Raw genomic sequence first — 25356 nt, 5'->3', positions numbered from 1 at the left:
GGCTCGGAAAAATGAAGGCAGTTTACTGACAGTTCGACCATCACGCGACGGGTTCGATCCATCGCCCCGCGATCAGGATTGTTCGAGCCTCAAGGCCTCGGCCAGTGCGCAGAAGGCCGCTTCCCGGCCGCCCACGCCGTCGAGAGCATGAGCCAACCGAAAATGCTGGTCATATCGTCCTTGGGTGCTGAACAGCTCTCCCGGCGCGATGACGATTCGCCGGGCGAGCAGCCGTTGGAAAACCCGCCGCAGATCGACCTGGCGTGAAGAGCGTACCCAGATTGTTGCGCCGCCCTCGGGCTCCTCCCATTGCAGGCAGTCTCCGACTCGCTCGCGCAACAGTTGCGTCGCCGAAGCGGCGCTTTCGCGTAGCAGGCGTCGCAATACCAGTAGATGCTGGTCGATCCGGCCATTGTTGTATAAACGCGCAATCGCTTTCTGGCGAATCGGCGAAAGACGAAATGCGCGCAACAGGAAATGACGCTGCAACATCAGCGTCAGCTGGCGCGACAGCACATAACCGTAGGGCGCCTCGGGCCCTATGGTTGTCTCGAAGGTGGAATACACGATCAGCCGGTCCGGGTCGAGCCACTCTCGAAAAGGCAACGCGCCGGGCTCGAATACCAACTCCGTATGGCTGTCGTTCTCCAGTACCCACGTGCCGTACTGTTCCAGCAGACGCGCCAGTGCTCGCCGGTCGGCTGCACTTTTCAACCTGCTCCTGGGCATGCTCAACACCGAAGACACCACCATCAGGCATACCGTTTCATTCGCCAGCAACCGCTCCAACTGTTCAATATCGATTTCCCCCTCGTCCAGCAAGGGCAGCTCGATGACGCGGATATCGGCCGCTTGCAACAAACGCAGGACGGTCCATTCGCAGGGCGACTCCACGAGCACCGTGTTGCCCTTGAGTGCCAGCACCGCTATCAGGATTTCCAGAACGCCGCGCAAGTCAGCGCCGATATAGACGTCATCGGCACTCCAGCATCGCGACGGTGAAGAGGTGTAGCGTGCCGCCAGTGCGGTTCGCAACTCCTGCTCTCCCCAGGGCTGTAGGGGATGTTGTGAAGCGCGGGGGTACTGGCGCAGGAGCTCGCGTTCAAGCAACAGAAGCGGACTGTCGAGCGGCTGCAACGAAGCCGGTTCATCACCGCTGAGCACCAGCATGCCTGGGCGACGCGCGTTGACGTACAGGGTCTCCAGCAAATCATCGCCATCGCCAAGAGTGGACACGCTGACCATCGGCAATGCGTAGTATCCGGACTTGGCAATCGAATAGACCCGCCCTTCCTTTTCCAGCAGGGAATAAGCGTACTGGATGGTGGATATGGAGACATTGAGGCGCTCGGCCAACTGCCGCAATGACGGCAGACGCACCCGAGCATCAGCGCCCAGCTCATTGATCAGGTTCGTCAGGTACCGATAAACCGCCTGGTAGGTGAAGTCTGTTTCACGGTGGCCCTTCATGAGACCGGCCCACCGGACCGAACCTTCACCAACCGGGCCTGAGTGTCCACGACAAAATACGTCAAACCCCGTCCCTCAGCGCCGCGCTGCACGTTCGCCGGGATCATCGGCGCCCTGCCCGCCCTGGTCCGTATCAGCGCGCTCCATGGCCGTTTGCGGGTCCGCCCGGATGATTTCCGGCTCCGGCGTGGTGATTCTGGCCCGGTACAACTTGCACAGCATCGCAACGGGCAGGCCACTGACATCGACCATCCAATGCGCCACCTGATCCGTGACCGGGCCGCCCCGCAACGCCCTGTGCAGATCGGGCATGCCCACCAGCATGCCGGGATGACAGCACCGCAGGAAATGCTCCAGGCCGGCGCCCTTTTCAACGAAGGGCGCAAACAGCATGCACACCAGTTGCGTTTCGTTCAGATTCAGATTTTTTTCCGTTTCCAGGGCGATCACGGCTCGACGCTCGGGAATCTCCGACGGTGAACCCAACAGCCCCTGGACCTGCTGGCAGACGGGCTCCGGCATACGCTTGCGGTGCATGACCATGATCATGCGTTGCACATAATCGGTGTAGCCAGCCGCATAGCCGCGCTCCTGCTGATGACAGGCCTGCAAGCCACATAGGTGGGCCGAGAGGTACGGACTCAGGTATTCATGCTCAAGCGATGGCGCAACCAGCTCATCGGAGCTGACGCCGAGGAATTCGCTGAACAACGCCCAATTGCTTTCTTCCAGCCGCTCGGTGATCAGATCATCGATACGGATGTGCCCGACTTGCCGGCAGGCCTCCAGCCGCCCTTCGGGTTGCCAGACACCCAGGTGCTCCTGGCCATAAAAACGCCGGAACAGGTCACTGCCCAGGAAATCGAGTTGGGCAAACAGGCCGTCGAATCCACCCACGGGCTCAAACACCAGACCGATCTTGCGGGTCGCCCGGCGCAACCCGGACAGGAACTGCTTTTGCTGGCGTGGCGTGTCGCAACTGACCCATGAATCCACGCCCGCATCCCAGCGAGCCATGTTCTTGTAGAACTCCGCCATCGCCAGGTAGCCTTCGTCGCCCACGCCCAGGAGGCTGTCGGAGGAACGCAGGTGCCCAAGCATCAGCATGTCAGTGCGATTGGCCTCGCGCCCTTGCGCCGATAACGGCTTGGAGCGATCAAACGGCACCACCTCTCGATTGTCCGCCATCAGCAGCTCTACCCGTGGGTCGTCGTAGAGAAACAGAGCGCTGTAGCAACAGTGGATATTCTCCAGGGTGGCCTGGGTCATCTCGCCCAGGCGTGGCGTGGCGACGCGCAGGTCGAAAGTCGTCGGATGCCGGCCAGCAATGCTCAACTGCGCGGCGCGCAGGGCCGTCAGCGCATAGAACCCCTCCCGACTGCCATTCTGGGCCACCAGCACCCGATAGGTGCCAATTCGTTCAATACCGCCAGCGGCGACGATCAATCGCTGGACCAGAAGCTGCAGTGCGGTCCGTTCCGCACGGGAATAAAATTCCAACAAGCGTTGCAATACCTGTTGATATACGTAAGTCATTGCCTGTTGATGAATTGCACTCATAACTTTTACCTAAAATCCGTTTATCGACGTCGCACCCACACCACGTTGATTGCTCGACGCGCCAGTCGGGTGAATGCCTTTGCCATTTATTAAGAGTATTGACGATACACTTTGCTTTCGCGCGATGTAATTAATCTACACATGTATGGATCGTGCCCCCTGCTTTTCTCTTTTCGCCAAAAGCACCCGTATTCATTGATCTTCGCCCACCTATCAAACCGTCCTAGGAGATTTCTTACAGCGTCCCACAGACAATGGAGACAGAAAACAAGGAATATGCCGAGCGACGCTTTACCTCTTGCCAAGATAATCTTCTTCAAGGCAGCAGGCGACCCAGAGCAAACAACACCCCGGACACTTTAAATAGGAACAAGAAACAGCAGACGGCCGCGCAAACGAGTGCTGCGCAGCAATTCCTCCTTGAGTTCGAGAGTCAGTATTCAATTATCAAGACTTGAGTAATGATTAAAAGATACAGATTGGCGGCAAAAACCAGTTCAGTTGCTTTTTGCAAGATGCCGCCTTTCGACAGCCGGGAGTAAACGGCGTCGTTGATTCGTGCGCAGCCATGCGCAGGCCTGCTGAAGGACAGACACACAGAACGGTCAAGAAGACTGGCCAGGGCGGCCGAAAACAGCGCAAGAGTCGAAACGATGACTCTTGCGCAAGAGAGGAAATCAGGCGGGGTCGACTACCTGGAGGGCAACGCGTTCACGGCAAGGACATTCGCCCATGTACCGATGGGCCTCGACGAACTCGGAGAACGGGAACACCCGAGTCTTGAGGGGCAACAGGACACGGTCGGCGGTCAACTGGTTGATATCACGCAACGCCCGTTGCAACGCGACCTGGTCCTGGAGAATGCCCAGCTCCGGCTTGCCGGTGAAATTGCCGATGCAGTGGACAAAGAACTGGATGTTCTTCTGGAACGCCGCGCAGGCTGGAAACGGTGTCTGGTTGCCGCCCTGCAAGCCATACAGCACCAGGCTGCCACGGGGCGCCAGGACATCGCCGAGCAGAGACATCTGCGGCCCGCCCAAGCCGTCGAACACCACATCGACGCCACGGCTGTCGGTGAGCTTGTTGATTTGCATCAACAAGTCCTGCTCTTCGGTGACGATGACTTTTTCGGCGCCCAGCGACAGCAGGTATTCACGCTCTTCAGCCGTCTTGGTGGCGGCGATCACCCGCACGCCCAACGCCTTGCCAAGTTGCACGAAGGAAGGACCGGCGCAATGGCTGGCATCGGTCACCAGCGCAAACTGCCCGGGCTTGACCCTTGCCAGGTCCATGTAGGCGAAATAGGCGATCAGCAGCGGCGTGTAATGGACCGCGGCCTCGATCGGGCTGAGCACGTCGGGATAGCGGGTCAAAGCGGTGCGCGGCAGGACGATGACCTCACCGTACACCGGATAATCGTTCGGGCTCTCGGCGGGGAAGCTGGCGACTTTGTCGCCTACGGCCAAGTCATCGACCCCGTCGCCGACGGCTGTCACCACGCCGGCCATTTCATGGCCAAGGCCTGAAGGCAGGCGCGCCTGGGACGATGCCAGGTTCTGGCGCCACAGGGTGTCGTACCAACTGATGCCGATCGCTTCGACGCGGACCTGCACTTCTCCTGGCGCAGGAAGAGCCGCCGCATGCTCTTCGCATTTGAGCACCTCGGCACCACCAAACTTGTGAAAACGGATCGTGCGGGACATCGCAAACCTCGTCAAAGTAACCTCTAATGCCATGAACTCTATCCGGGCTTTGTAGCCAAGACCATCAGTGGCTATTAATAGTCGACATGCCTGTCATTGATTCCGCAGCAAGAAAACTGAACCGGCCCTGTAGGACCCCGCCCTGAAAAATGCAATTAGCCGGTGCAGAGTACCAGCCTTTCCCCGTAAGATTCATGCCGGCCATTGTTCCCATATGGCCGCCCACGTCAAGCTTGCCGAATCTGCCAGGACCCCAGATGAATCGTAATGACCTGCGTCGTGTCGACCTGAACCTGTTGATCGTGTTCGAAACATTGATGCATGAGCGCAGTGTGACCCGCGCCGCCGAGAAATTGTTCCTCGGCCAACCGGCCATCAGCGCCGCGCTGTCGCGCCTGCGCAGCCTGTTCGACGATCCGCTGTTCGTGCGCACCGGGCGCAGCATGGAGCCCACCGCGCGGGCGGTGGAAATCTTCGCCCTGCTCTCTCCGGCCCTGGATTCGATTTCCACGGCGGTCAGCCGGGCGGCGGAATTCGATCCTGCCACCAGCACCTCGGTCTTTCGCATCGGCCTGTCGGATGACGCCGAGTTCGCCCTGCTGCCGATGCTGCTCAAGCGCCTGCGGGCCGAAGCGCCAGGCATCGTGCTGGTGGTGCGCCGGGTCAATTACATCCTGATGCCGGGCTTGCTGGCCTCCGGCGAAATCTCCATCGGCGTCAGCTACACCGACGACCTGCCGGCCAACGCCAAGCGCAAGGTCTTGCGCCGCAGCTCGCCGAAAGTGCTGCGCGCCGACACCGCGCCGGGACGTCTGACGCTGGACGAATTCTGCGCCCGCCCCCATGCGTTGGTGTCCTTTGCCGGCGACTTGAGCGGGTTCATTGATGAAGAGTTGGAAAAGCTCGACCGCAAGCGCCATGTGGTATTGGCCGTACCGCAGTTCAACGGCCTGAGCACGCTGCTGTCGGGCACCGACATCATCGCCACCGTGCCCGACTACACCGCCGAAGCACTGACCGCCGCCGGCGGCGTGCGCGCTGAAGACCCACCGATCCCCGTGCGCAGCTTCGAACTGCACATGGCCTGGCGCGGCTCCCAGGACAACGACCCGGGCGAACGCTGGTTGAGATCGCGGATTCAGATGTTTTTTGGGGACCCTGAGAGTCTTTAGGCGTTGTCTGGCAGGCTGTTTATCTGACCATTTTGCCTTTCGACAAACCATGGAGCTCCGTTCACTTCCAGTGGATGGCTACATTGGGGGCACATCTGAGGGCATGATTTGGATGGTTTGAAAAGGATGCCCCCAGCCTGAGGTTGAGTCTCACCTAAATCAATGCACCGCCGGCTGAGGTTTTGGCTCAACGGGCGTGGCACCATTGCGGCCCCCACCATGGATAATCGCAGGTGTGAATGCGTCCGATGGGGCGCGCTGACGTTCCTTTGAACGAAAGGCTGGCGAACAAGTAGGCATGGCTGCTAGCAAGCGCGCAGCGCCAGAGTTAGCAGCACGCTCGAACTTCCTTATCCAGAAGAGCTTCCATAGGCCAAACGTATCACCCCCTGGCTCTCAACTGGTTGACCAACGCTTCCACCAGCGGATTCGGACGCAGCGTATTCCAGGCCACGGCAGTCGTGACGACATTGAGTTTCTGGCTCAGCGGGCGCAATACCACGTTGCTGGGCGCCAGTTTCTTCAGCGACGCCGGTACCAACGCAATACCCTGGCCACAACTGACGAACGCGATTTGCGATGCCACCGAACGGACTTCGTGCAGGACCCGCGGAGAAAATCCGCTGGCGCGGCAGGTGGCAATCAGACTGTCGAAATACACCGGGCTGACCTTGCGAGAAAACATCACTAACGGTTCGGTAGCCAGGCTGGCCAGGCTGATTCGCTTGCGTGATGCCAATGGATGATCGACGGGCAGCGCGACCATCAGGCGGTCTTCCGTTAATGGAAATGATTGGATCGACGCGCCAAAGTCACCGTCGAGGCGAGCAAAGGCCAGATCGATGTCTCCCGCCTCCAGCGCCGGAATCGCCTCGACGCTGTCAATTTCCCGAACGGATACGGTGAGCTGCGGATACTGGATTTTCAGTTGCTCGATCACGCCAGGCAGAACATCGAACATGGCCGTGGAAATCGCGCCGATGGTAAGCATTCCGGACTGCCCCGCCACCGCCTCTTCCACCGCGAGCTCCAAACGCTGCAGTTGGTCGGCAAATTTGCGCACGGCTGGCAGAATCGCAGCGCCGACCGGGGTCAACCTGGCACCACGGCGCGAACGTTCGAACAGCGTGACTTTGAGTGCTTGTTCAAGGATCTGGATTTGCTCGCTCAACGGTGGCTGCGACATGCCAAGGCGTTTGGCGGCGCGGCCGAAATTCTGTTCCTCGGCCACCGCCAGAAACAACCACAGATGACGAATCAGGCGAAAGTTAATCATGGGGTTCCATAGGTTCAACGTATGTAATACATCCGTGATTCGTAATATACCTATCAAATCCCCTCGCTGACACTGGGCTCCTCCGCTATCAAGGGGCTCCTCCATGAATCAAGCTCATTTACTCCAACGCCTGGCATTGCTGGACACCAACACCGTGTCCGATGCACTCGATTTCCTCGGTTTGCCCGGCGCCACCGTCGGGCTGCGCCCGCTCTGGAGCTGCCCGAAGATCGTCGGCCGCGCCAGTACCGTGCTGCTGGCGGCAAAGACCGACAACGCCCCGACGGTGCACCTGATCACCCCGGTTATCGAACGGATCGACAGCGATGATCGGGTGCTGGTGATCGCCGGCGGACTCGACGGCGTTTCCTGCTGGGGCGACATCCTCGCCAACGCAGCGGTGGGCAAGCAGATACGCGGCACGGTGATCGATGGCTACAGCCGTGACATCGACGGCAGCGCGACGATTGGGTATCCGGTGTATGGCCGGGGCGTGACCATGGTCAGCGCGCGCAATCGGGTTATCCAGATCGATTCGGCCGTGACCCTCGACATCGCCGGCGTGCCTGTCAGCGAGGACGACTTTGTCATCGCCGACAGTTGCGGGACCGTCTTCGTGCCCCAGGCCCATATCGAAAAAGTGCTCGACCTGGGCGAACGCATCGCCCGCCGGCAGGACGGTATGGTCGAGGCCGTCCGGGGCGGCCGCTCGGTCGCCGAGGTCATGCATGACCGCCAGTTCGAAGCCATCCAGGTGGAGCACGCACGATGAATGTCACAAACGAGGCAGTCGACGTGAACATCGATATCCAACGCTTGAATCCACGTCTGGCGAGTGCCCAGCCTTCAGCGACCTACCGCATCATGGATCGGGTGGCGGAACGCCGGGCGCAAGGCGCGAACATTATCTCCCTGTGCGCCGGCGAGCCGGATTTCGATACGCCAGAGCACATTCGCCAAGCGGCGATCAAGGCAATTGAGCAAGGCCACACTCGCTACACCCAGGTGGCCGGCGTGCGCGCATTGCGTGAAGCGGTGGCTGCCAAGTTCCGCCGCGAAAATGGCTTGGACGTTGACTGGCAAGACACCCTGGTCTGCAACGGCGGCAAGCAGGTGATCTACAACGCGCTGGCCGCAACGCTGGACGAGGGCGATCAAGTCATCATGCCGGCGCCCTATTGGGTCAGTTATCCCGAAATGGTTCAGTTGTGCGGTGGCGAGCCGCGAATCGTGACGTGCCACGCCGACAGCGGCTTCAAGCTGACGCCTGCGGCATTGGCCGAGGCGATCACGCCAAAGACGCGATGGCTGCTCCTCAATTCACCGTCCAACCCGACCGGGGCCGTGTACAGCCGCGACGAGTTGCTCGCCTTGGCGCAAGTGCTACTGGCCCATCCCCACGTACTGATACTTGCGGATGACATCTATGAGCACCTGATCTTCGACGATCAGGTCTTCCATACGCTGGCAGCGGTGGAACCGCGACTGGCCCCGCGAACCCTGACCATGAACGGCGTTTCCAAAGCCTACGCCATGACCGGCTGGCGCATCGGTTTTGCCACCGGGCCGCGCTGGCTGCTGCAAGCCATGGAGAAGCTTCAGGGCCAGCAAACCTCTGGGGCCTGCTCCATTTCCCAGCAAGCGGCACTGGCCGCGCTGAGCGGCCCGAAGGATTTCATTCAGCAAAGCCGCGCCGCGTTCCAGGAGCGTCGTGACACGATGGTCGCGCTGCTCAATGCCACGCCGGGCCTGGAATGCGCCAGCCCTGGCGGCGCGTTTTATGCGTTCGCCTCCTGCGCCGGCCTGATTGGTCGCAGCTCGCCTGCAGGGCGGCGGTTGCTCACCGATGAAGACGTCGCCCACGCCTTGCTCGATGAAGCGAACGTGGCGGTGGTCCATGGCAGCGCGTTCGGCCTCGGCCCTTACCTTCGCATCGCTTACGCCCTGGATGATGCTTCCTTGCGCCAGGCCTGCGAGGCAATCCGGCGTTTTTGCGAGGCCTTGCGCTGACCGGGCCGGACGAACAGACTCGGCGGATCGGCATCGAATCACTTCCTACCGGGTCTGACTGCGCATGATTACCTTCAAACAACTGGAAGCCATTTATTGGATCGTCGAACTGGGCAATTTCGAGTCGGCGGCCATGAAGCTGAACATGTCCCAGTCGGCCATCTCCAAGCGTATCCAGGAACTGGAGGAGGTTTTCGACATGCCCATCTTCGACCGTTCCAGGCGCAGCGCCCGGCTCACCGAGAAAGGCGCCGAGCTGTTCGAGGAAGCGTCGCAGATCCTGCGCCAGCGCGACTTTCTGCTTGAGCGCATCAGCGCCAAGGAAGTGCTGGTCAGGCGCTTTCGTATCGGCGTGACCGAACTGACCGCCATCACCTGGTTGCCGGCGCTGATCGAAGCCATTCGCAGCGCCTACCCGAAAGTGGTGCTGGAACCTTCGGTGGAGCTCAGCACTGAACTGGTGGCCAAGCTGGAGAACGATCAGCTCGACTTGATTATCGTGCCCGACATTTTCGCCGACGCGCGCTTCGTCAGCACGCCGCTCAGCTCGGTGGAAAACGCCTGGATGTGTGCGCCCTCGCTGCACCAGGGCGGCGCCAGCGTGAACATGCAGACCCTGTCGTCGTACACCGTGCTCACCCAAGGCGGCAGCTCCGGCACGGGATTGATCTACGATCGCTGGCTCGCCCAGAACGACGTGCGCCTGAACCGCACCCTCAAGAGCAACTACCTGATCGCCCAGTTGGGCCTGACCCTCTCCGGCGTCGGCATCAGCTATTTGCCGCGCCAATGCCTCTCGCCGCTGGTCGATCAGGGACGGTTGCAGGTGATCGAAACCGAGCCCGGGTTGCCGCCGATCCACTACATCGCCGCACACCGTGCCGACCGGCTCCAGGGCCTGAGCGTCGAGGTCGCGCGCCTGGCCGCCGAGCTCTGTGATTTCAGCAAGATGGTCTGGTAATCCCGCACCCGAAAGGAGAAAAAAAGTGATGGGGTTGCATAGATAAATATCGCTAATCCTGGCCAACGACCTTTCTTAAGATGCGCTTATCGCCCGCCAGGGTTATTCGTAAGTGAGGTCGCCATGTCATTGCCCGGTTCACGCATCCATCCATCTCCGCCCCAGGCTCCGGGCTCCTTGCTGGACGCATTCCGATCGGTTGTCACGCCCCATATCAGCGACAACCTGGGACGCCACATCGGCGCCCGGGGCCTGACGCGCTACAACCTCACCGGCAAGCTGGTGGGCACCGCGCTCACGGTGAAAACCCGCCCTGGCGACAACCTGTACATCTACAAGGCATTGACGCTGATCGAACCGGGCCATGTGCTGGTGATCGACGCCCAGGGAGACGACACCAACGCCGTGATCGGTGAGCTGATCAAGCTCTACGCGCAACAACGTGGCTGTGTCGGTTTCGTCGTCGACGGTGCTATTCGCGATGTCGCGAGCTTCCAGGACACCCCCTGCTATGCGCGCAGCGTAGTGCATTGCGGCCCTTACAAAAGCGGCCCGGGCGAGATCAACGTGCCGGTGTCGATCGGCGGAATGATCGTCAACCCCGGCGACATCCTGGTCGGCGACGAGGATGGCCTGGTGGCGTTTCCTCCAGACGTCGCTGAGGAACTCCTGCGCAAGGCCCACGAACACGACGCCCATGAACAGGAAGTCAAAGCCGAAATCGCCACCGGAGCAATTGATCAGTCCTGGCTGGACAGGGTGCTGGAAAAAGCCGGGCTGGCGAACTGACGCCCGGTTTACCGGTGCGCTGGCGATGCCCCCAGCCGCACCAAGAACCGCTTGACCAGACAACCGATAAAAACAAGGTCCGCTTCCATGTCCATGCCCGAAGTCTTGAAGCCTGCGGTGCGCAGCAGATACCGCTGGGTCGTTGCCACGCTGATTTTCCTGATCTACACCATTGCCGCCGCCGACCGCGCCAACCTCGGCGTGGCGCTGCCTTTCATCCGTAAAGAATTCGAGATGAGCAACGCCGAAGCGGGCGGCCTGATGAGCCTGTTCCTGCTGGCTTATGCCATGGCACAGATTCCTTCCGGTTTCGCCTTCGGACGGTTTGGCGTCAGCAAGATTCTCCCAGGCGCGATGATCCTGACCTCGGTGATGACCGGTCTGGTCGGCACCGCTGGTTCGTTGCTGGCGTTGAAACTGTATCGCCTGGGCCTCGGCCTGGCTGAAGGTCCATTGCCGATCAGCATGACGACCACCATCAACAACTGGTTCCCACCACGGGAAAAAGGCACGGCGTCGGGCATCTTCCTGTCTGCCGTCAAATTCGGCCCGGTGATCGTGCCGCCACTTTGCGCAGTGATCATCTCCGTCTGGGGCTGGCGAGAGATCTTCTACTTCTTCGCCATACCGGGCATCGTCCTCGCCGTGGTCTGGTATTTCATGGTGGCGGACCATCCGTCCCGCAGTCGCTTCGTCAACGAAGCCGAACTCAACTACATCGCCGACGACAAACCCGTTGCCCAGGCCGCCGAGGCCGTGCGGCCACCGGAACCGCCGACGTGGGTCAAGAAACTCGATCGGTTCATTCGCACCCGTGATGTGGTTGCCCTTGAAACCAACCGGCAGGTGTTCAAGTCGTGGAATATCTGGGGCTGCGCCACCAGCTATTGTTTCCAGCTCGGTGTCTCGAGCGTGCTACTGGCCTGGATTCCGACCTACTTGATGACCGTCAAACAGTTCTCGATCATGAACATGGGACTGGTGTCGGCCGCGCCGTGGGTGGGTGCCGTACTGGGCAACCTGCTCGGCGGCCTCTGCTCGGACCGGTTGATGGGCGGTCGGCGCAAACCCGGCATGCTCCTGTCAGCGCTGGGCACCTCGGTGATGATGTACCTGCTGATCAACTCCCCCGCCGAGCCCCTGCCCTATGGGCTGCTGCTGATGCTGACCGGCGTGGTCCTCAGCCTCGGGTTTTCCTCCTACATGGTTTACCCGATGGGGCTTACCACCAAGAAAACGTTTCCCATTTCCAACGCCGTGGTGAACATGATCGGACAACTGGGCGCGGCCGCGACGCCGTTCATTACCGGCCTGTTGCTGGACAACTATGGTTGGAACTATGTGTTCGCCTGGTTGGCGATCGGCTCGTTCATCAGCTTCATCATCCTGCTGACCATCGCCGAGCCAAGGCCCGCCGCCGCCCGTGCCGATTGACGCATCTAACCACCCGTGCGCAGCACCTTGAGCTGCGCTGATTTGAAGAACAAGAGGAATTATTTATGTCTCCCGAAGACCAGGAACTGGTTGCACTGTTTGAAGGCCTGGATACACCCGGTGTGTCCGACGCCCTGGACAAACTCGATCTGCCCGGACAATGCCTTGGGGTCATGCCGCTGGATAACTACCGTCAGGTGGTGATCGGCCCGGCATTCACCGTGCGCTACGTCAGCGCCAGTAGCCCGCCGGGAACGGTCGGCGATTTCATCGAGGATGTCGCCGAAGGCGATGTCGTGGTCATCGACAACGACGGGCGCACCGACTGCACGGTCTGGGGCGACATCATGACCCAATATGCCGGCAGCAAACGCATCGCCGCGACGGTGATCGATGGCGTGTGCCGGGACGTCAGCAAGGCATTGGGCGACGGGTATCCGGTCTTCAGCAAAGGCCGGTTCATGCGCACAGGCAAGGATCGGGTCGAAGTCGCCTCGGTCAATCAGCCGGTCTCCATCGGCCAGGCCCGGGTCTGCGCCAGGGACATCGTAGTCGCCGACGCCAACGGCGTGGTGATCGTTCCTCGAGAAAGGGCCCGTGAAGTGGCCGCCTGCGCCCGCTCGATCGAAGAAGTCGAATCGCGTATTCGTGCCTTGCTCGCTGAAGGCAAATCTCTTAAGGACGCCAGAACAGCACTGAATTACCACACCTTGCAGCGCAAATCCTGACCCTGCCCGGACGTCTTCCCCTTTGCCCTCACGGCCTGCCCACGACAGTGCAGTGTGAGGGCTTTTTATATTGCCGCCATATGACTCAATCTCGGAAAAAACGCAGAGCCTCCAGGGCATCAGCCAGGCGTGGTGGCCAGCAACAAAGAGTCTCTGCGTTAAACCTAACCTAGTTCACGGCTGAGTTGCTCACGATCCAGAGCCCCATCCCAGCGGGCAATGAACAGCGTGGCGACACCGTTACCGATCACATTGATCAGCGCGCCGCCTTCGGAGATAAACCGGTAGACGCCTAGCACCAGTACCAGGCCTGCCGCCGGTATTACATCGATCGAACCGAGGGTTGCCGCCAGGGTGATGAACGCGCCTCCGGTCACACTCGCGGCGCCCTTGGACGTCAGCAACAGGATCAGTAACAGCGTTACTTGATGATAAAGAGACACGTCGATGTCCAGGGCCTGGGCAATGAAGATCGCCAGCACCGTCATGTTGATGCAACTGCCGTCAAGATTGAAGCAGTAGCCGGAAGGTACCACGAGGCCGACGGTGGACTTCTCGCAGCCGAGCTTCTCCAGCTTGCCCATCAGGCGCGGCAACGCCGACTCCGACGAGGAAGTGCCGAGCACCAGTACTAGCTCTTCGCGAATGTACTTGAGGAACTTCCACAGGCTGAAACCAGCCAGCCGCGCCACCAGATTCAGCACCACGAATACGAATACCAGCCCGGTAAGGTAGTAACACACCAGCAGGTTCACATAGGCCCCGAGCGATTGCACGCCGTACTTGCCCACCGTGAAAGCCATGCCGCCGAAGGCTCCCAGAGGAGCCAGGTACATGACGATCTTGAGCATGCGAAAGAACGCCTTGGCCACCAGGTCGATGGTATTGAGCAGCGGCTTGCCAGTCTCGCCCAACAATTGCAGGCCGAAGGCGAACAGCACCGAGATGAATAGCACTTGGAGGATATCGCCCTCAGTAAACGCGCCGAACACCGTGGTCGGCACAATGTGCGTGAGGAACCCGACCACGCTTTGATCATGGGCCGCCTTGGTGTAGCCCGCGATAGCCGAAGCGTCGAGGCTGGCCGGGTCGATGTGCATGCCGACACCTGGCTTGAGCAGGTTCACCCCGATCAAGCCGATCACCAGGGCTATGGTGGTCAGCACCTCAAAGTAAATCAGAGACTTGAAACCGATACGCCCGATGCGCTTAAGATCCTGCATGCCGGCGATACCGCTGACCACCGTGCAAAATATGATCGGTGCTATCAGCATCTTGATCAGCTTGATGAACGTATCGCCCAAGGGTTTCATCTGCTCACCGAGACCGGGGCTGAAGTGACCGAGGATCACCCCCAGCACGATCGCTGCGAGGACTTGCACGTAGAGGTGCTGGTAAAACGCTTTGCGCCGTGGAAGCGGTTCATCCACGGATTCGACTGACGAGCTGATTATTTTTGTCATGGCTCTGCCTTATGGGGTTGTAATTGGGGGAGCTGAAGGTTCAAGTCACCACGTTGATCGGTTGATGGGCGGCGAACGCCGCTATATTGGCTGCCAGCACGGCTTTGAGCCGCTCGACACTGCTTTGGCTGGCCCAAGCGACGTGGGGCGTAACCAGCAAATTGGGATGTTCGCAGTGCAGCAAGGGATGGTCGGATTGGGGCGGTTCCACCTGGAGTACATCCAGCGCAGCCCCGCCCAATCGGCCGCGGGCGAGCCCGTCGAGCACGGCGTTTTCATCTACCAGTGCACCGCGTGCGGTGTTGATCAGCAAGGCACCGGATTTCATCCGTGCGATCTCGGCGCAACCGATCAAGTTACGGGTCTGCGGCGTCAATGGACAATGCAAGGTCAGCGCATCGGCCTTGGCCAATACCGTGTCGAACGCCGTGTAGCCTTCCCTCACCCGCGACGCGCCACGGTGTTCGGCAAACAGCACGGTGATGTCCAAGGCCTTGGCCAGGCGCGCCACGCGGCTGCCGATATCACCTCGGCCGATGATACCCAGGGTCGAGCCTTGCAGGTCTTGGACCGGCGCCGCATGCACGCAGAAGTGCGATGACTGTGGCCACAACGTGGTCGACGCCGCACGATACGCCATGAGGTGACGACGTAGCGCAAACAGCGAACCGATCACCGCTTCGGCCACGCTGACCGCGCTGTACGCCGGCACGTTGCACACCGTCACGCCTTGATCACGGCAAGCGGCAATATCGATGCAGTCGTAGCCAGTCGCAGCCACACAGATCAGCTTCAAGCGTGGCAGTTGCCCCAGGGTAGCTCGGTCGATGCGTACCTTGTTGGTAATGGCCACATCGGCTTCGGCCAACGCCTGCACAACCTGGTCGGGAGTGGTTTTTTCTCGTTCAGTCCACGCGCTGGCCTGGGCCGGGCGCGCCAATGGCGACGGCAAGCTTGCACCGTCGAGAAACACGATATTCATACGAGCACCTGTTCAGAAATTTCGATGAGGTTCAGGTCTGGGTCGCGCACATATACCGAACGAATCGGCCCAGTGGCGCCTGTACGCGGCACCGGGCCTTCGATGATCGGCCAGGCCTGGGCCTGCAGATGGGCGATCACTTCCTCCAGCGAGGTGCTGGTGATAAAACACAGGTCCAGCGCACCGGGCACGGGCAGATGGGCCTTGGGCTCGAACTCTTTCCCACGCTGATGCACATTGATTTTCTGGTTGCCGAAGCGGAACGCGAGTCGGCCGTTGCCAAAGCTCTCCAGGTGCATGCCCATGACGCGAATGTAAAAGTCTTTGCAGGCTGCTACGTCGATCGTGGTAAGAACCAAGTGGTCTAGATGATCAATCATGGGGTGCGCTCCAGTTCAGCGTTGGCCACTTGCTTGCTTAGGCTGTGTACGTGATCGGGGATGGGATGCAGGTCCAGGCGTTTGCCGGCTTTGAGGATCTGGCTGGGGATGTCGTGACCAATCAGACCGGGCAACTGGGCGGACGCCGCCAGTACGCGGTCCAGGTTCATGCCGGTGTCGTAGCCCATCAGGTCCAGCATGTGCACCAGGTCCTCCATGCACACATTACCGCTGGCACCAGGGGCATACGGGCAACCGCCCAAGCCGCCCAGGGATGCATCAAAGCGGTCGATGCCGGCCTGCAGCGCCGCCAGGGTATTGGCCAGGGCCATGCCACGCGTGTTATGAAAATGCAGAGTCAGTTGCAACTCAGGAAAGCGCTCGCGCACCTGGCGCGACAACGCCTCCACTTGCGAGGGATAGGCCATGCCGGTGGTGTCACACAGGGTGACGCCACGCACGCCCAATTCGGCGAAACGCCCGACCCAACCCAATACATCGTCGGCCGGCACGTCGCCCAGCATCGGGCAGCCAAATACCGTGGACAGCGACACGTTGACCGCCACCGGCCCGCGCCCAATTACCCCCACCACATCTCTGAGCTGGGCGAACGATTGTTCACGCGTCATGCGCAGGTTGGAGCGGTTATGCGGTTCGCTCACCGACATCACCAGGTTGGCTTCGTCGATTCCACACCCCAGCGCTCTTTCTGCCCCCCGAATGTTGGGCACTAGCACCGTGTATTCCACATCTTTATGCCGCTGAATCGCGGCCATCACGGCCTCGGCGTCGCGCAACGCGGGAATGGCCTTGGGCGAAGTGAAGGAAGTCACTTCGATCTTGGCGTAGCCGCACTGGCTCAGCGCATCGATCAAGGCGATTTTCTTTTCGGTGTCGATAAAGGTCTTTTCGTTCTGGAAGCCGTCACGGGTCGCGACTTCCTGCAGGTATAAGCGTTTCATTGAGGTACTCCTGGTTTCAGATGAGGCCGCGAGCACGCCAGGCTCTACGGGTCGGCGCATCGATACCGATGCTCTCAAGCACCGCATCTGTGTGTTGTCCAAGACTCGGCGCACGCGAACGCACACGGCCGGGTGTGGCCGTCAACTTGGGAACGATGCCGGGCAAGGTGACGGCAGTGCCGTCGTCCAACTGGCTGGCAAGTAGCATGTCGCGTGCCTGGTAATGGGAGTCGCAGGCAATGTCGGCGGCGTCATAGATCTTGCCGGAGGGGATGTTGGCGTCCTTCAACGCGGCGAGCACATCCTCAAGGTTCCGCTCGGCCGTCCACGTGGAAATTGCCGCATCAATGCGCGCCACATGGCGCACACGGCCATCGTTCTGCGCCAGTTCCGGGTCCTCGGCCAAGTCCGGGCGTTCGATCTTTTCCATCAGGCGGCGATAGATGCTGTCGCCGTTGCCCGCGATCAATGCGTACTTTCCGTCCTTGCAACGGTAGGCATTGGTCGGCGCAATACCCGGAAGGCTGCTACCGGCCGGCTCGCGCACCGTGCCAAACACCGAATACTCGGGAATCAGGCTTTCCATCATGTTGAAAACCGACTCATACAAAGCCACATCTACCTGCTGGCCAACACCGCGATTTTGTTCGCGATGGCGTAGTGCAAGCAGCACTCCGATCACACCATGGAGTGCGGACAACGAGTCGCCTATCGACACCCCGACCCGCACCGGTGTGCGCCCTGGCTCGCCGGATAGGTGACGCAAACCGCCCATGGCTTCTCCGATAACGCCGAAGCCTGGCAAGTCGCGATAAGGCCCGGTCTGGCCGTAGCCGGACACCCGCAGCATCACCAGGCCAGGGTTGATAGCGAACAGCTCATCCCAGCCCAACCCCCATTTTTCCAGTGTTCCAGGACGGAAGTTCTCGATCAGGATGTCGGCGCCCTTGACCAGCCGCTTGACCACCTCCCGGGCTTCGGCCTGACGAAGATCGAGGGTGACCGATTGCTTGTTGCGCGACTGGGCCGCCCACCAAACTGACGTACCGTTGTGCAGCAAGCGCCATTTGCGCAGGGGGTCGCCGGTGACCGGCGGTTCGATCTTGATAACTTCAGCGCCGAACTCGGCGAGGATCTTGGCGGCGAAAGGCCCAGCAATCAGTTGGCCCATTTCGACCACCTTGATGCCTTCTAGCGGTAGGCTCATGACGTTTTCCGTTCTTGTTGGAGGTGATGGTCGGATAATCCACTCAAACGCACGGCGTGAGAATTTCAAAGATTTCCACTACTCTTTCCAAACTGGAAACACAGAGGTGGATATGTTCAATTTGTTGCAGCTCGATTTGGTGTCGCTACGCCTGTTGGTATTGACCGCCAAGACGGAGAACCTGACCCAGGCCGCAAACAGTGCGCACATGACCGTTTCCGCAGCGAGCAAGCGGCTAGCTGAACTTGAAAGGGTGACCCACTGCACCTTGTTCACCCGCATGGCCCGAGGACTGCAGCTCACTCCCGCTGGGCGCGGCCTGGCAGAACATGCGCGGGCCATCCTCGACGTCGCACAGCAGATGGCCCACGACGCCACCGACTACGCGAATGGTGTTCGCGGCCATGTGCGGTTGTTTGCCAATACCTCGGCAGTGATCCAATTCCTGCCGCATGACCTGGCGATATTTCTGGCGGCCAACCCCCACGTACGTATCGAGCTTGCGGAAGCGCTCAGCGACAGCACCATCCATGCGGTGGAAAGCGGCCAGGCCGAGATAGGAATCTTTGCCGACAATGCGCCTGCTCCCGGGCTGCAAATGCAGCCCTATCGACGCGACCGCCTCGTGGTGCTGGTGCCCCAAGCCCACGAGTTGGCGCAGCGTGCCGCCGTGACCCTGGCTGACACGCTGGATTTTGATTACGTGGCTTTGAATCAGGGGAGCTCACTGCTGCGTCGCATCAACGACGCAGCTGCCAGCACTGGGAGGCTGCTGAAAGTACGGATTCAAGTCAGCAGTTTTGACGGTATCTGCCGCATGATCGAGGCTGGATTAGGCATTGGCATTCTGCCGCTCGGGTCGGTCCATCCCGAACTGCTCGAATCGAAACTACGAGCGATACCGCTGGAGGGGGCCTGGGCGACGCGTACGTTATATGTCGGCGTGGCTGACGCCTCGCGTCTGTCACCGGAAGCAATGAACTTATATAACTATCTCGGGAGTCTGGAGTAGGAAATAGAGTTGACCGAAATCGGAGTTAAACGCTATCCCTTCTGGCGCCGTCTTGATTGACCATGCAGCGAGCTTGTGTCAGTTGCTCTTTCCTTAGCGGTCTCCGCAGTCGGTAGCTGGCGCCTGGTTTGCGTGGTGTCAATTATTGTCAGCGGCTTCAGGCGCAATACGATCTGGTTACTCAGGGCCTCAGCGGCAGGAATCGTCACTCGCGATCGCTCGCACACTCGGTTCGAATTGGGGCAAAACTGGGGCACAAGTCGATTTTTTCAGGCTGTGATCAGCAACCTGGCCCAACGGCTTAACTGGCCAGGAATAGCGAACTATCCGGAAACCAGCGGTTTACTTGCCCAGAATATTCTCCAACGCAGCGGTGTGGCCGGACGGGTCGTTTACGCTGGACATCACTTCGATGATAGTGATGTTCTGATCGTTCATCGTCATCAACGAGGCCATCAGTAGTTTCAGGCCGTTGAAATCGTCGGTGCCGTCCAGGCGGTACATCTTCAGGCCGTTCACCTGAATGGTCTTCTCGCCAGTCATGCGAAAGTTGGCTGACGCGGCCTGCTGCTTTTCCTTCACGGTATCCACGGCAAGGCGAAACGCAGCGTCCTGGGTGGTGCCCGCAGTCGGCGCCGGACCTTCGGTAACGATGATGGCCCGCTCGCTTTTCGGATCGAAGTACATCGTGCCGCCGTTGTCGCTGTTCAAGGTACGGGCCTCGACGCCGTTCAGCACGAACTTCAGCTTGCCGCCTGCCAGGGACACCGCTTGCGTATCCGATGCCGTCGTAGCGGTTTTTTCAGGCGAGGCAGCAACTGCCATGGTGGCCGCGCCGCTCAAGGCAGCAAGCACGCACAAGGAACGGGTCCAGCCCAACAGCAAATGCTTCGACATTGATAGCGCCTTTGTTTTCAGGCCGTCGACTACCGACGGCCTGTCGTGCGAACAGCCTAACTTACTTGCCTGCTCATTTGCCCAGGATGTTGTGGGGGCGCTGGTTCCGGGTTGTTGCTGGGGTTGGATCGGGATGACCAGCAGCATCGAGCCTAAGTCTCACGACTTGGGCAGCCTGCCAAGGAAGTCATCCACCGACGCTCAAGATCCCGTCAGCAAATTTTCCTGGCGCCTCTTGAGGCACGTTGTGGCCAATGTCTTCCAGGATTTCCCGGCGATACGACCCGGTAAAATGACGGGCGAATGGGTCCTCCTCGGCAGGCGGATCAACCGCATCAGCGCCACCCTCCAGAACCAATGAAGGCACCCCGATCCCGGGTTGTGCGGCAAGCCGGGATTCTATGTTCCGATAGGCTGGATCTCCCTCGACCAATCCGAAACGATGACGGTACGAGTGTGTTACCACGTCAACAAAGTCGTCGTTCTCAAACGCTGCAGCGGTCGTTTCGAACGCCTCCTGGGTGAACCTCCAGGTTGGCGACCACATGCGCCATAACAAGCGGCAGAAATCCCTTCTGTTCGAGGTCAATCCAGCGCGACCACGGCTACCGTGAAGATAGTACTGATACCAGAGGAGGTGCTCAGCCTCGGGAGAAACAGGCCGGTACGCTTCAGCGATATTCTGAATACTGTAGCCACCACAGCTGACCAAACCGCTTACCCGTTCCGGCCATAGCGCGGCGACGATGCAAGCCGCTCTTGCGCCCCAGTCATAACCCGCAAGTACAGCTTTTTCGATTTTCAGTGCGTCGAGAAAAGCCAACAGGTCGGCTCCTATTGCCGCCTGCTCTCCAGAGCGCATTGTCTGCTCATCCAGAAATCGGGTGGGGCCGTAGCCACGAAGGTAAGGCGTCAAGCATCGCTTTCCAGCTGAAGCCAGGATCCTGGCGACTTCATCGTAGGCATGCACGTCATAGGGGAAGCCGTGGAGCAACACCACGGGGGCCCCGTCGACCGGACCGACCTCCAGATAGGCGATTTCCAGAACACCGGCTTTAACAGTTTTCATCATTGCCTCCTGCATGGCACCTGCGATCGAAAAATCGGACAAGGAAAAACACGCCCATGCTCAATGAATCGATAACCTCGCCTTCCATCAGAAGCGACAAGCGTCCCGCCCGGAATCGACGCCAGCGCACCGCCGATTGCGCCAGGAAAACCTTCAGGCATGGGCGCAATCGGGAATGGCGGCGCGGGCCGTATGGGAGGGCAATTCCGCGAACAGCTCCTGATACTCCGCGGCAAAATGGCTGAGGTGATAAAAACCCCATTGGGCGGCGGCGTCGCCGATCGACAGACGGGACGCCCGGGTAGACATCAAGGTCCGGCGCACACCGTTGAGCCTGACGGAGCGCAGATAGTTGATTGGCGTGGTCTCGGCAACCGAGCGGAAGCTGTTCTGCACGGTACGCCGGCTCACCTGGAGGCGCTGGCAGAGGTCGTCCACGCTGGGCACGTTGTTCAGTTCCGCGGTCGCCAGACGGTGGCATTTTTCGACAATGTAACTGCGCGTCGAGCTTGGCGTGCGCTGCTGCTTGTCGCAGGCCGGATCGGTCATCAGTTGCAGCAACTCGCCGAGCATGGCCTGTTCCAGCGCCAGCTCGCGATCTTGCGTCGGGTCGAGCTCTTCGCTTGAGACAGCCAGGGAGAATGCCGCCAGCATGCGACGGCGGGCGTCGGCATAACGTTGAGTGGGCAGCCTGATGACCGGCTGCCGCAGCAATTGACCGATTTCCTTTGCCGAGGTGGTTTGTGCCAGCGCCTGCTCGAACCATTCGCGCTCGAAGGTAATGGCCAGCAGCTCCATGCCCATCGGCATATGGAACATGAACTCCTCGCCCCCGTGCAGGAAGAACAGGCTGCTGTCGTCGACCTCCCGCCCTTGCATCCGGATCGAGCCCGGAACCGTGATGGGCACGGCGAAACACATCTTGCCCCGGGGCGCGACGCCGTGCTGCACGACACGCTGGTTGATCTTCTCGCGGAATACGTGGCAGCGCGCGGTGCTCAGCTGTATGAGCGAGCTCTCGGCCGAGCCGGCGGTCAGTTGGTTGTAATCCTGGTTCCACTCCTGGACGGTAGCGGCGTGAACATGAATATCGCGGAAATGGCTGATGTTGTGGTTTTTCATGATGACAAAAGCCTCTGCCGATATTCTTGTTTTTGGGATCGTCTTTGTGCGCAATATTCTCACGATAGGAGAATTCCGCAAATTTATTTGATTAGCTGTCAGCACTCATGCCGGAACGCTTGTGGCGGCCAGCCAATGTGCCGATTCGGGCTACCGGCCGCGCACGGGCGACGGGGATGATCGGGACACTGAAACCGACATCCTGAGAGACCGTCATGAGTGAAGCCAAACTTGAATCCCTGCATTTTGCGGATGCCCCGCGGATCACCTCCGCCATTCCCGGCCCCCGGACCATCGAGGCCCTGGCGTTATCGGCGCGTACCGAGTCGATGGCGCGCGGCGGCGGACGCATGCCCGTGGCCATCGACCGGGCTTTTGGCGCGACCTTCAAGGACCCCGATGGCAACACCTATATCGACCTGTCCGCCGGCGTGGGCGTCAGCAGCGTAGGCCGCTGCCATCCTAAGGTGGTGCAAGCGATCCGTGAACAGTCCGAAGTGCTGATGCACGCCCTGGAAGTGAACAGTACCCGGCGCACCGAACTGGCGGCGAAGATTGCCGAAATCGCTCCCGACGGCTTGCGCGGCGATTGCATAACGTTCTTCACGCAAAGCGGCAGCGACGCGCTGGAAGCCGCGGTCAAGTTCGCCAAGCGCATTACCGGGCGGCATCAGATCATCGCTTTCCACGGTGGCTACCACGGCGTCTGGAACGCCTCGGGCGCGCTGACCACTGGCACGGCCTACCGCAAGGGCTACGGTGCCCAGATGGGCGGGGTCATTCATGCGCCCTACCCCTACGCCTATCGTTTTCCCTTCGACACCACGCACAAAAGCGCCGAGCAGATCGCCGGCGAATACGTGGATTACTTGCTGAACACCCCTTACACAGCGGCCGATGACGTGGCCGCGGTGATCGTCGAACCGGTCCAGGGCGAAGGCGGCTACGTGCCCCCGTCGCCAGAGTTCCTGCAATTGTTGCGCAAGGCCTGCGACCGCAGTGGCGCGTTGCTGATCGTCGATGAAGTGCAGTCCGGCGCGGGACGCACCGGCAAGATGTGGGCGGTCGAACATTCAGGCGTGAAGCCCGACATGCTCACCTTCGGCAAGGGCATCGGCAGCGACCTGCCGATGGCGGGCCTGATCATGCGCTCGGACCTGGCGGCGGCGATTCCTGACGGCTCGGTGCCCAATACCTTTGCCGCCAACTCACTCTCGGCGGCCGTGGCGCTGACCAATATCAGCATCCTCCAGGACCCCGAGCTCGACCTGCTCAACCGCGCCCACACGCTCGGGCTGGAAGCACAGGAACGCATCCGCGGTTTCGACAGCCCGTTCATCGGCGAGGTACGCGGTCGCGGCCTGATGATCGGCATCGAGCTGGTCGAGGACCCGGTCACCAAGGCGCCGCTGGCGCCGGCCAGGATCGGCCAACTGATGGGCTACCTGCTGAACCACGGCGTACTGATGATTCCCTGCGGTCGCTACAGCAACGTGATGCGGGTGATGCCTTCGCTGACGATCCCACGCTCGCTGTTCTTCAAGGCCCTGGACATTTTTGGCGACGCCCTGGCCACCCTCAAGGCATGACCGTCCACTTCACCTTATAACGGATCGCAAAATGACCCAGCACTTCAAGCACTTCATCGAAGGCGCGGCCGTCGAAGCCTCTGGCGGCCGCCGCATCCCCCTCGTCGATCCAGTGACGGAACAGGCCTACGGCAGCTCCGCGCGTGGCACCGCCGAGGACGTCGACCGTGCGGTGAACGCTGCACTTGACCAACTTGAGCGTGGCGCCTGGAGTCGGCTTGACGGCGCCCAGCGCGCGCGACTGCTGTCGAAACTGGCTGACCTGGTCGAGCGCGACACCGAACAGCTCGCCGACCTCGACGCCAATGCCATCGGCCGCTCCCCCCTCGAACCCCGCCGGATGGACATCCCCAACGCCGTTGCGAACCTGCGCGCCGCCGCCGGCTGGGCCAATCAGCTGGAGGGCCGGACCATCCCTTCCGGCGGCTATTTCGGCACCAGGACCCTGTCGTATACGGTGCGCGAGCCGGTGGGCGTGGTCGGCGCCATCGTGCCTTGGAACTCACCGCTGATGATCACCGTCTGGAAGCTCGCCGCGTTACTCGCGGCAGGCTGCACGGTGGTCATCAAGCCTTCGGAAGAAACCCCGCAATCGGCCCTGCACCTGGCGGCGCTGGCCCAGGAAGCGGGCTTCCCAGACGGGGTGATCAACGTGGTGACCGGTTACGGCGATGAAGTCGGCCGTGCCCTGTGCGAACATCCCCACGTCGCCAAGATCAGCTTCACCGGCAGCCCCGAAGCGGGTCGCGAGATCCAGCGCACCGCCGGTGTGCTGTTCAAGCGCGTCGCCCTGGAGCTGGGCGGCAAGAGTCCGCAGATTGTCTTCGATGACGCACCCTTCGACGATGCGCTGCATGGCTGCTCGCTCGGCCTGTTCGTCAACCAGGGACAGATCTGCGCGGCCGGCTCGCGCATCCTGGTCCAGCGCGGCATCGCCGAGCGCTTCGCCGCGGCGCTTGCCGATGCGGCACGAGCGGTCAAGGTCGGCGATCCTCGGCAAGCTGACATACAGATGGGCCCCGTGGCCAAAAAGGCCCAATTCGAGCGCGTCAACCGGTACATCCAACTGGGCATCGAGCAAGGTGCCACGCTGTTGGCTGGCGGCGTATCGACGCCCGAAAGGGGCTGGTTTGTCCAACCGACCATCTTTGCCAATGCACGCAATGACATGGCGATCGCCCGGGACGAGATCTTTGGCCCGGTCGGCACCGTGATCACTTTCGACAGCGAAGACGAGGCTCTTGCCTTGGCCAACGATTCGGCCTACGGCCTCGCGGCGACGGTCTGGACCAACGACCTGGCAAAAGCGCATCGCGTGGCTGGGGCGGTGAAGGCCGGCGCCGTGGGCGTCAACTGCTGGAGCCCGCTGGACGCCAACCTGCCTTGGGGCGGGGTGAAAGCCAGCGGCATTGGCCGTGAGGGCGGATTTTCCGGCGCGGTGGCCTACACCGAAGAAAAAGTCATCACCGTATTGCTGCCCACCTGATAGCCATCCCTGCACTGACCGAGCGACCCTCGATGCGCTGATTACCCGAGGGTCGCTCAGGTGCATTTTTGTTACCGATGGAGA

At 60.6% G+C, this 25356-nt stretch carries 22 protein-coding genes; 10 read left to right on the top strand and 12 right to left on the bottom strand.

Going from position 1 to position 25356, the window contains the following annotated elements; all coding sequences use genetic code 11:
* Positions 1-72: 72 nt before the first annotated feature.
* From J3P84_RS12870 to J3P84_RS12860, 3 genes are all read right to left on the bottom strand, one after another.
* Positions 73-1470: a GntR family transcriptional regulator gene (locus J3P84_RS12870; RefSeq protein WP_434630727.1), complete on the bottom strand. Its 1398-nt coding sequence runs from the start codon at positions 1468-1470 to the stop codon at positions 73-75.
* Between the two features lie 75 nt (positions 1471-1545).
* Complete coding sequence (locus J3P84_RS12865; RefSeq protein WP_434630725.1) at positions 1546-3030, bottom strand: hypothetical protein; 1485 nt, start codon at positions 3028-3030, stop codon at positions 1546-1548.
* Positions 3031-3707: 677 nt separating this feature from the next.
* The gene (locus tag J3P84_RS12860; RefSeq protein ID WP_305500796.1) at positions 3708-4733 is read right to left on the bottom strand and encodes a zinc-dependent alcohol dehydrogenase family protein; all 1026 of its coding nucleotides are present in this window, start codon (positions 4731-4733) and stop codon (positions 3708-3710) included.
* 257 nt (positions 4734-4990) lie between these two features.
* On the opposite strand from J3P84_RS12860, the gene J3P84_RS12855 reads away from it, so the two are divergent.
* Positions 4991-5905, top strand: coding sequence for a LysR family transcriptional regulator (locus J3P84_RS12855; RefSeq protein ID WP_434600907.1), 915 nt, complete (start codon positions 4991-4993; stop codon positions 5903-5905).
* 382 nt (positions 5906-6287) lie between these two features.
* On the opposite strand, the gene J3P84_RS12850 is transcribed toward J3P84_RS12855, so the two are convergent.
* Positions 6288-7181 carry a LysR family transcriptional regulator gene (locus J3P84_RS12850; RefSeq protein ID WP_434631288.1) on the bottom strand — a complete coding sequence of 298 codons (894 nt, stop codon included), beginning with the start codon at positions 7179-7181 and terminating at the stop codon, positions 6288-6290.
* Between the two features lie 103 nt (positions 7182-7284).
* On the opposite strand from J3P84_RS12850, the gene J3P84_RS12845 reads away from it, so the two are divergent.
* From J3P84_RS12845 to J3P84_RS12820, 6 genes are all read left to right on the top strand, one after another.
* Positions 7285-7953 carry an RraA family protein gene (locus J3P84_RS12845; RefSeq protein ID WP_434630723.1) on the top strand — a complete coding sequence of 223 codons (669 nt, stop codon included), beginning with the start codon at positions 7285-7287 and terminating at the stop codon, positions 7951-7953.
* A 23-nt stretch (positions 7954-7976) separates the two neighbouring features.
* A complete protein-coding gene (locus tag J3P84_RS12840) occupies positions 7977-9191 on the top strand; it encodes a pyridoxal phosphate-dependent aminotransferase (protein ID WP_434631285.1) in 1215 nt (404 codons plus the stop codon).
* 64 nt (positions 9192-9255) lie between these two features.
* A complete protein-coding gene (locus J3P84_RS12835) occupies positions 9256-10152 on the top strand; it encodes a LysR family transcriptional regulator (RefSeq protein WP_434600923.1) in 897 nt (298 codons plus the stop codon).
* Between the two features lie 123 nt (positions 10153-10275).
* Positions 10276-10941, top strand: a complete 666-nt coding sequence (locus J3P84_RS12830) for an RraA family protein (protein ID WP_434630721.1) — start codon at positions 10276-10278, stop codon at positions 10939-10941.
* 87 nt (positions 10942-11028) lie between these two features.
* A complete protein-coding gene (locus J3P84_RS12825) occupies positions 11029-12375 on the top strand; it encodes an MFS transporter (RefSeq protein WP_434630718.1) in 1347 nt (448 codons plus the stop codon).
* A 65-nt stretch (positions 12376-12440) separates the two neighbouring features.
* Positions 12441-13103 (top strand): RraA family protein, encoded by a 663-nt coding sequence (locus J3P84_RS12820; RefSeq protein ID WP_434630715.1) that lies wholly within the window; start codon positions 12441-12443, stop codon positions 13101-13103.
* A gap of 164 nt (positions 13104-13267) precedes the next feature.
* Here J3P84_RS12820 and dctA read toward each other — a convergent pair whose 3' ends face one another.
* From dctA to J3P84_RS12795, 5 genes are read right to left on the bottom strand one after another with little or no spacing between them, the layout of a single operon-like run.
* A complete protein-coding gene (gene dctA, locus J3P84_RS12815; RefSeq protein WP_434600927.1) occupies positions 13268-14566 on the bottom strand; it encodes a C4-dicarboxylate transporter DctA in 1299 nt (432 codons plus the stop codon).
* 40 nt (positions 14567-14606) lie between these two features.
* Positions 14607-15548 (bottom strand): D-2-hydroxyacid dehydrogenase, encoded by a 942-nt coding sequence (locus tag J3P84_RS12810; protein ID WP_434630712.1) that lies wholly within the window; start codon positions 15546-15548, stop codon positions 14607-14609.
* The gene (locus tag J3P84_RS12805) at positions 15545-15928 is read right to left on the bottom strand and encodes a VOC family protein (RefSeq protein ID WP_434630709.1); all 384 of its coding nucleotides are present in this window, start codon (positions 15926-15928) and stop codon (positions 15545-15547) included. Before J3P84_RS12805 ends, J3P84_RS12810 begins: the two co-directional genes overlap by 4 nt.
* On the bottom strand, positions 15925-16890 hold the full coding sequence (locus J3P84_RS12800; RefSeq protein ID WP_434630707.1) for a hydroxymethylglutaryl-CoA lyase: 966 nt from the start codon (positions 16888-16890) through the stop codon (positions 15925-15927). Before J3P84_RS12800 ends, J3P84_RS12805 begins: the two co-directional genes overlap by 4 nt.
* Positions 16891-16906: 16 nt before the next feature.
* Entirely contained in the window at positions 16907-18097 is a 1191-nt protein-coding gene (locus J3P84_RS12795; RefSeq protein WP_434630704.1) for a CaiB/BaiF CoA transferase family protein, read from the bottom strand.
* A gap of 112 nt (positions 18098-18209) precedes the next feature.
* Between J3P84_RS12795 and J3P84_RS12790 the strand changes: the two genes are divergently transcribed.
* Complete coding sequence (locus tag J3P84_RS12790; RefSeq protein ID WP_434630701.1) at positions 18210-19109, top strand: LysR family transcriptional regulator; 900 nt, start codon at positions 18210-18212, stop codon at positions 19107-19109.
* A gap of 342 nt (positions 19110-19451) precedes the next feature.
* Here J3P84_RS12790 and J3P84_RS12785 read toward each other — a convergent pair whose 3' ends face one another.
* The 3 genes from J3P84_RS12785 to J3P84_RS12775 all read right to left on the bottom strand — a co-directional run bounded on the left by J3P84_RS12785 (position 19452) and on the right by J3P84_RS12775 (position 22197).
* On the bottom strand, positions 19452-20006 hold the full coding sequence (locus J3P84_RS12785; RefSeq protein ID WP_434630698.1) for a hypothetical protein: 555 nt from the start codon (positions 20004-20006) through the stop codon (positions 19452-19454).
* 187 nt (positions 20007-20193) lie between these two features.
* On the bottom strand, positions 20194-21078 hold the full coding sequence (locus J3P84_RS12780) for an alpha/beta fold hydrolase (RefSeq protein ID WP_434631283.1): 885 nt from the start codon (positions 21076-21078) through the stop codon (positions 20194-20196).
* A gap of 150 nt (positions 21079-21228) precedes the next feature.
* Positions 21229-22197 carry a helix-turn-helix domain-containing protein gene (locus tag J3P84_RS12775; protein ID WP_434630695.1) on the bottom strand — a complete coding sequence of 323 codons (969 nt, stop codon included), beginning with the start codon at positions 22195-22197 and terminating at the stop codon, positions 21229-21231.
* Positions 22198-22412: 215 nt separating this feature from the next.
* Between J3P84_RS12775 and J3P84_RS12770 the strand changes: the two genes are divergently transcribed.
* Together J3P84_RS12770 and J3P84_RS12765 are read left to right on the top strand one after the other, a co-directional pair.
* Positions 22413-23786, top strand: coding sequence for an aspartate aminotransferase family protein (locus tag J3P84_RS12770; RefSeq protein WP_434630692.1), 1374 nt, complete (start codon positions 22413-22415; stop codon positions 23784-23786).
* A 31-nt stretch (positions 23787-23817) separates the two neighbouring features.
* On the top strand, positions 23818-25272 hold the full coding sequence (locus tag J3P84_RS12765) for an aldehyde dehydrogenase family protein (RefSeq protein WP_434630690.1): 1455 nt from the start codon (positions 23818-23820) through the stop codon (positions 25270-25272).
* Positions 25273-25356: the final 84 nt, after the last annotated feature.

The organism is Pseudomonas sp. Z1-29 (genome assembly GCF_051131995.1).
Lineage (GTDB): Bacteria > Pseudomonadota > Gammaproteobacteria > Pseudomonadales > Pseudomonadaceae > Aquipseudomonas.
This window is presented reverse-complemented; position numbering and strand designations above follow the sequence as displayed.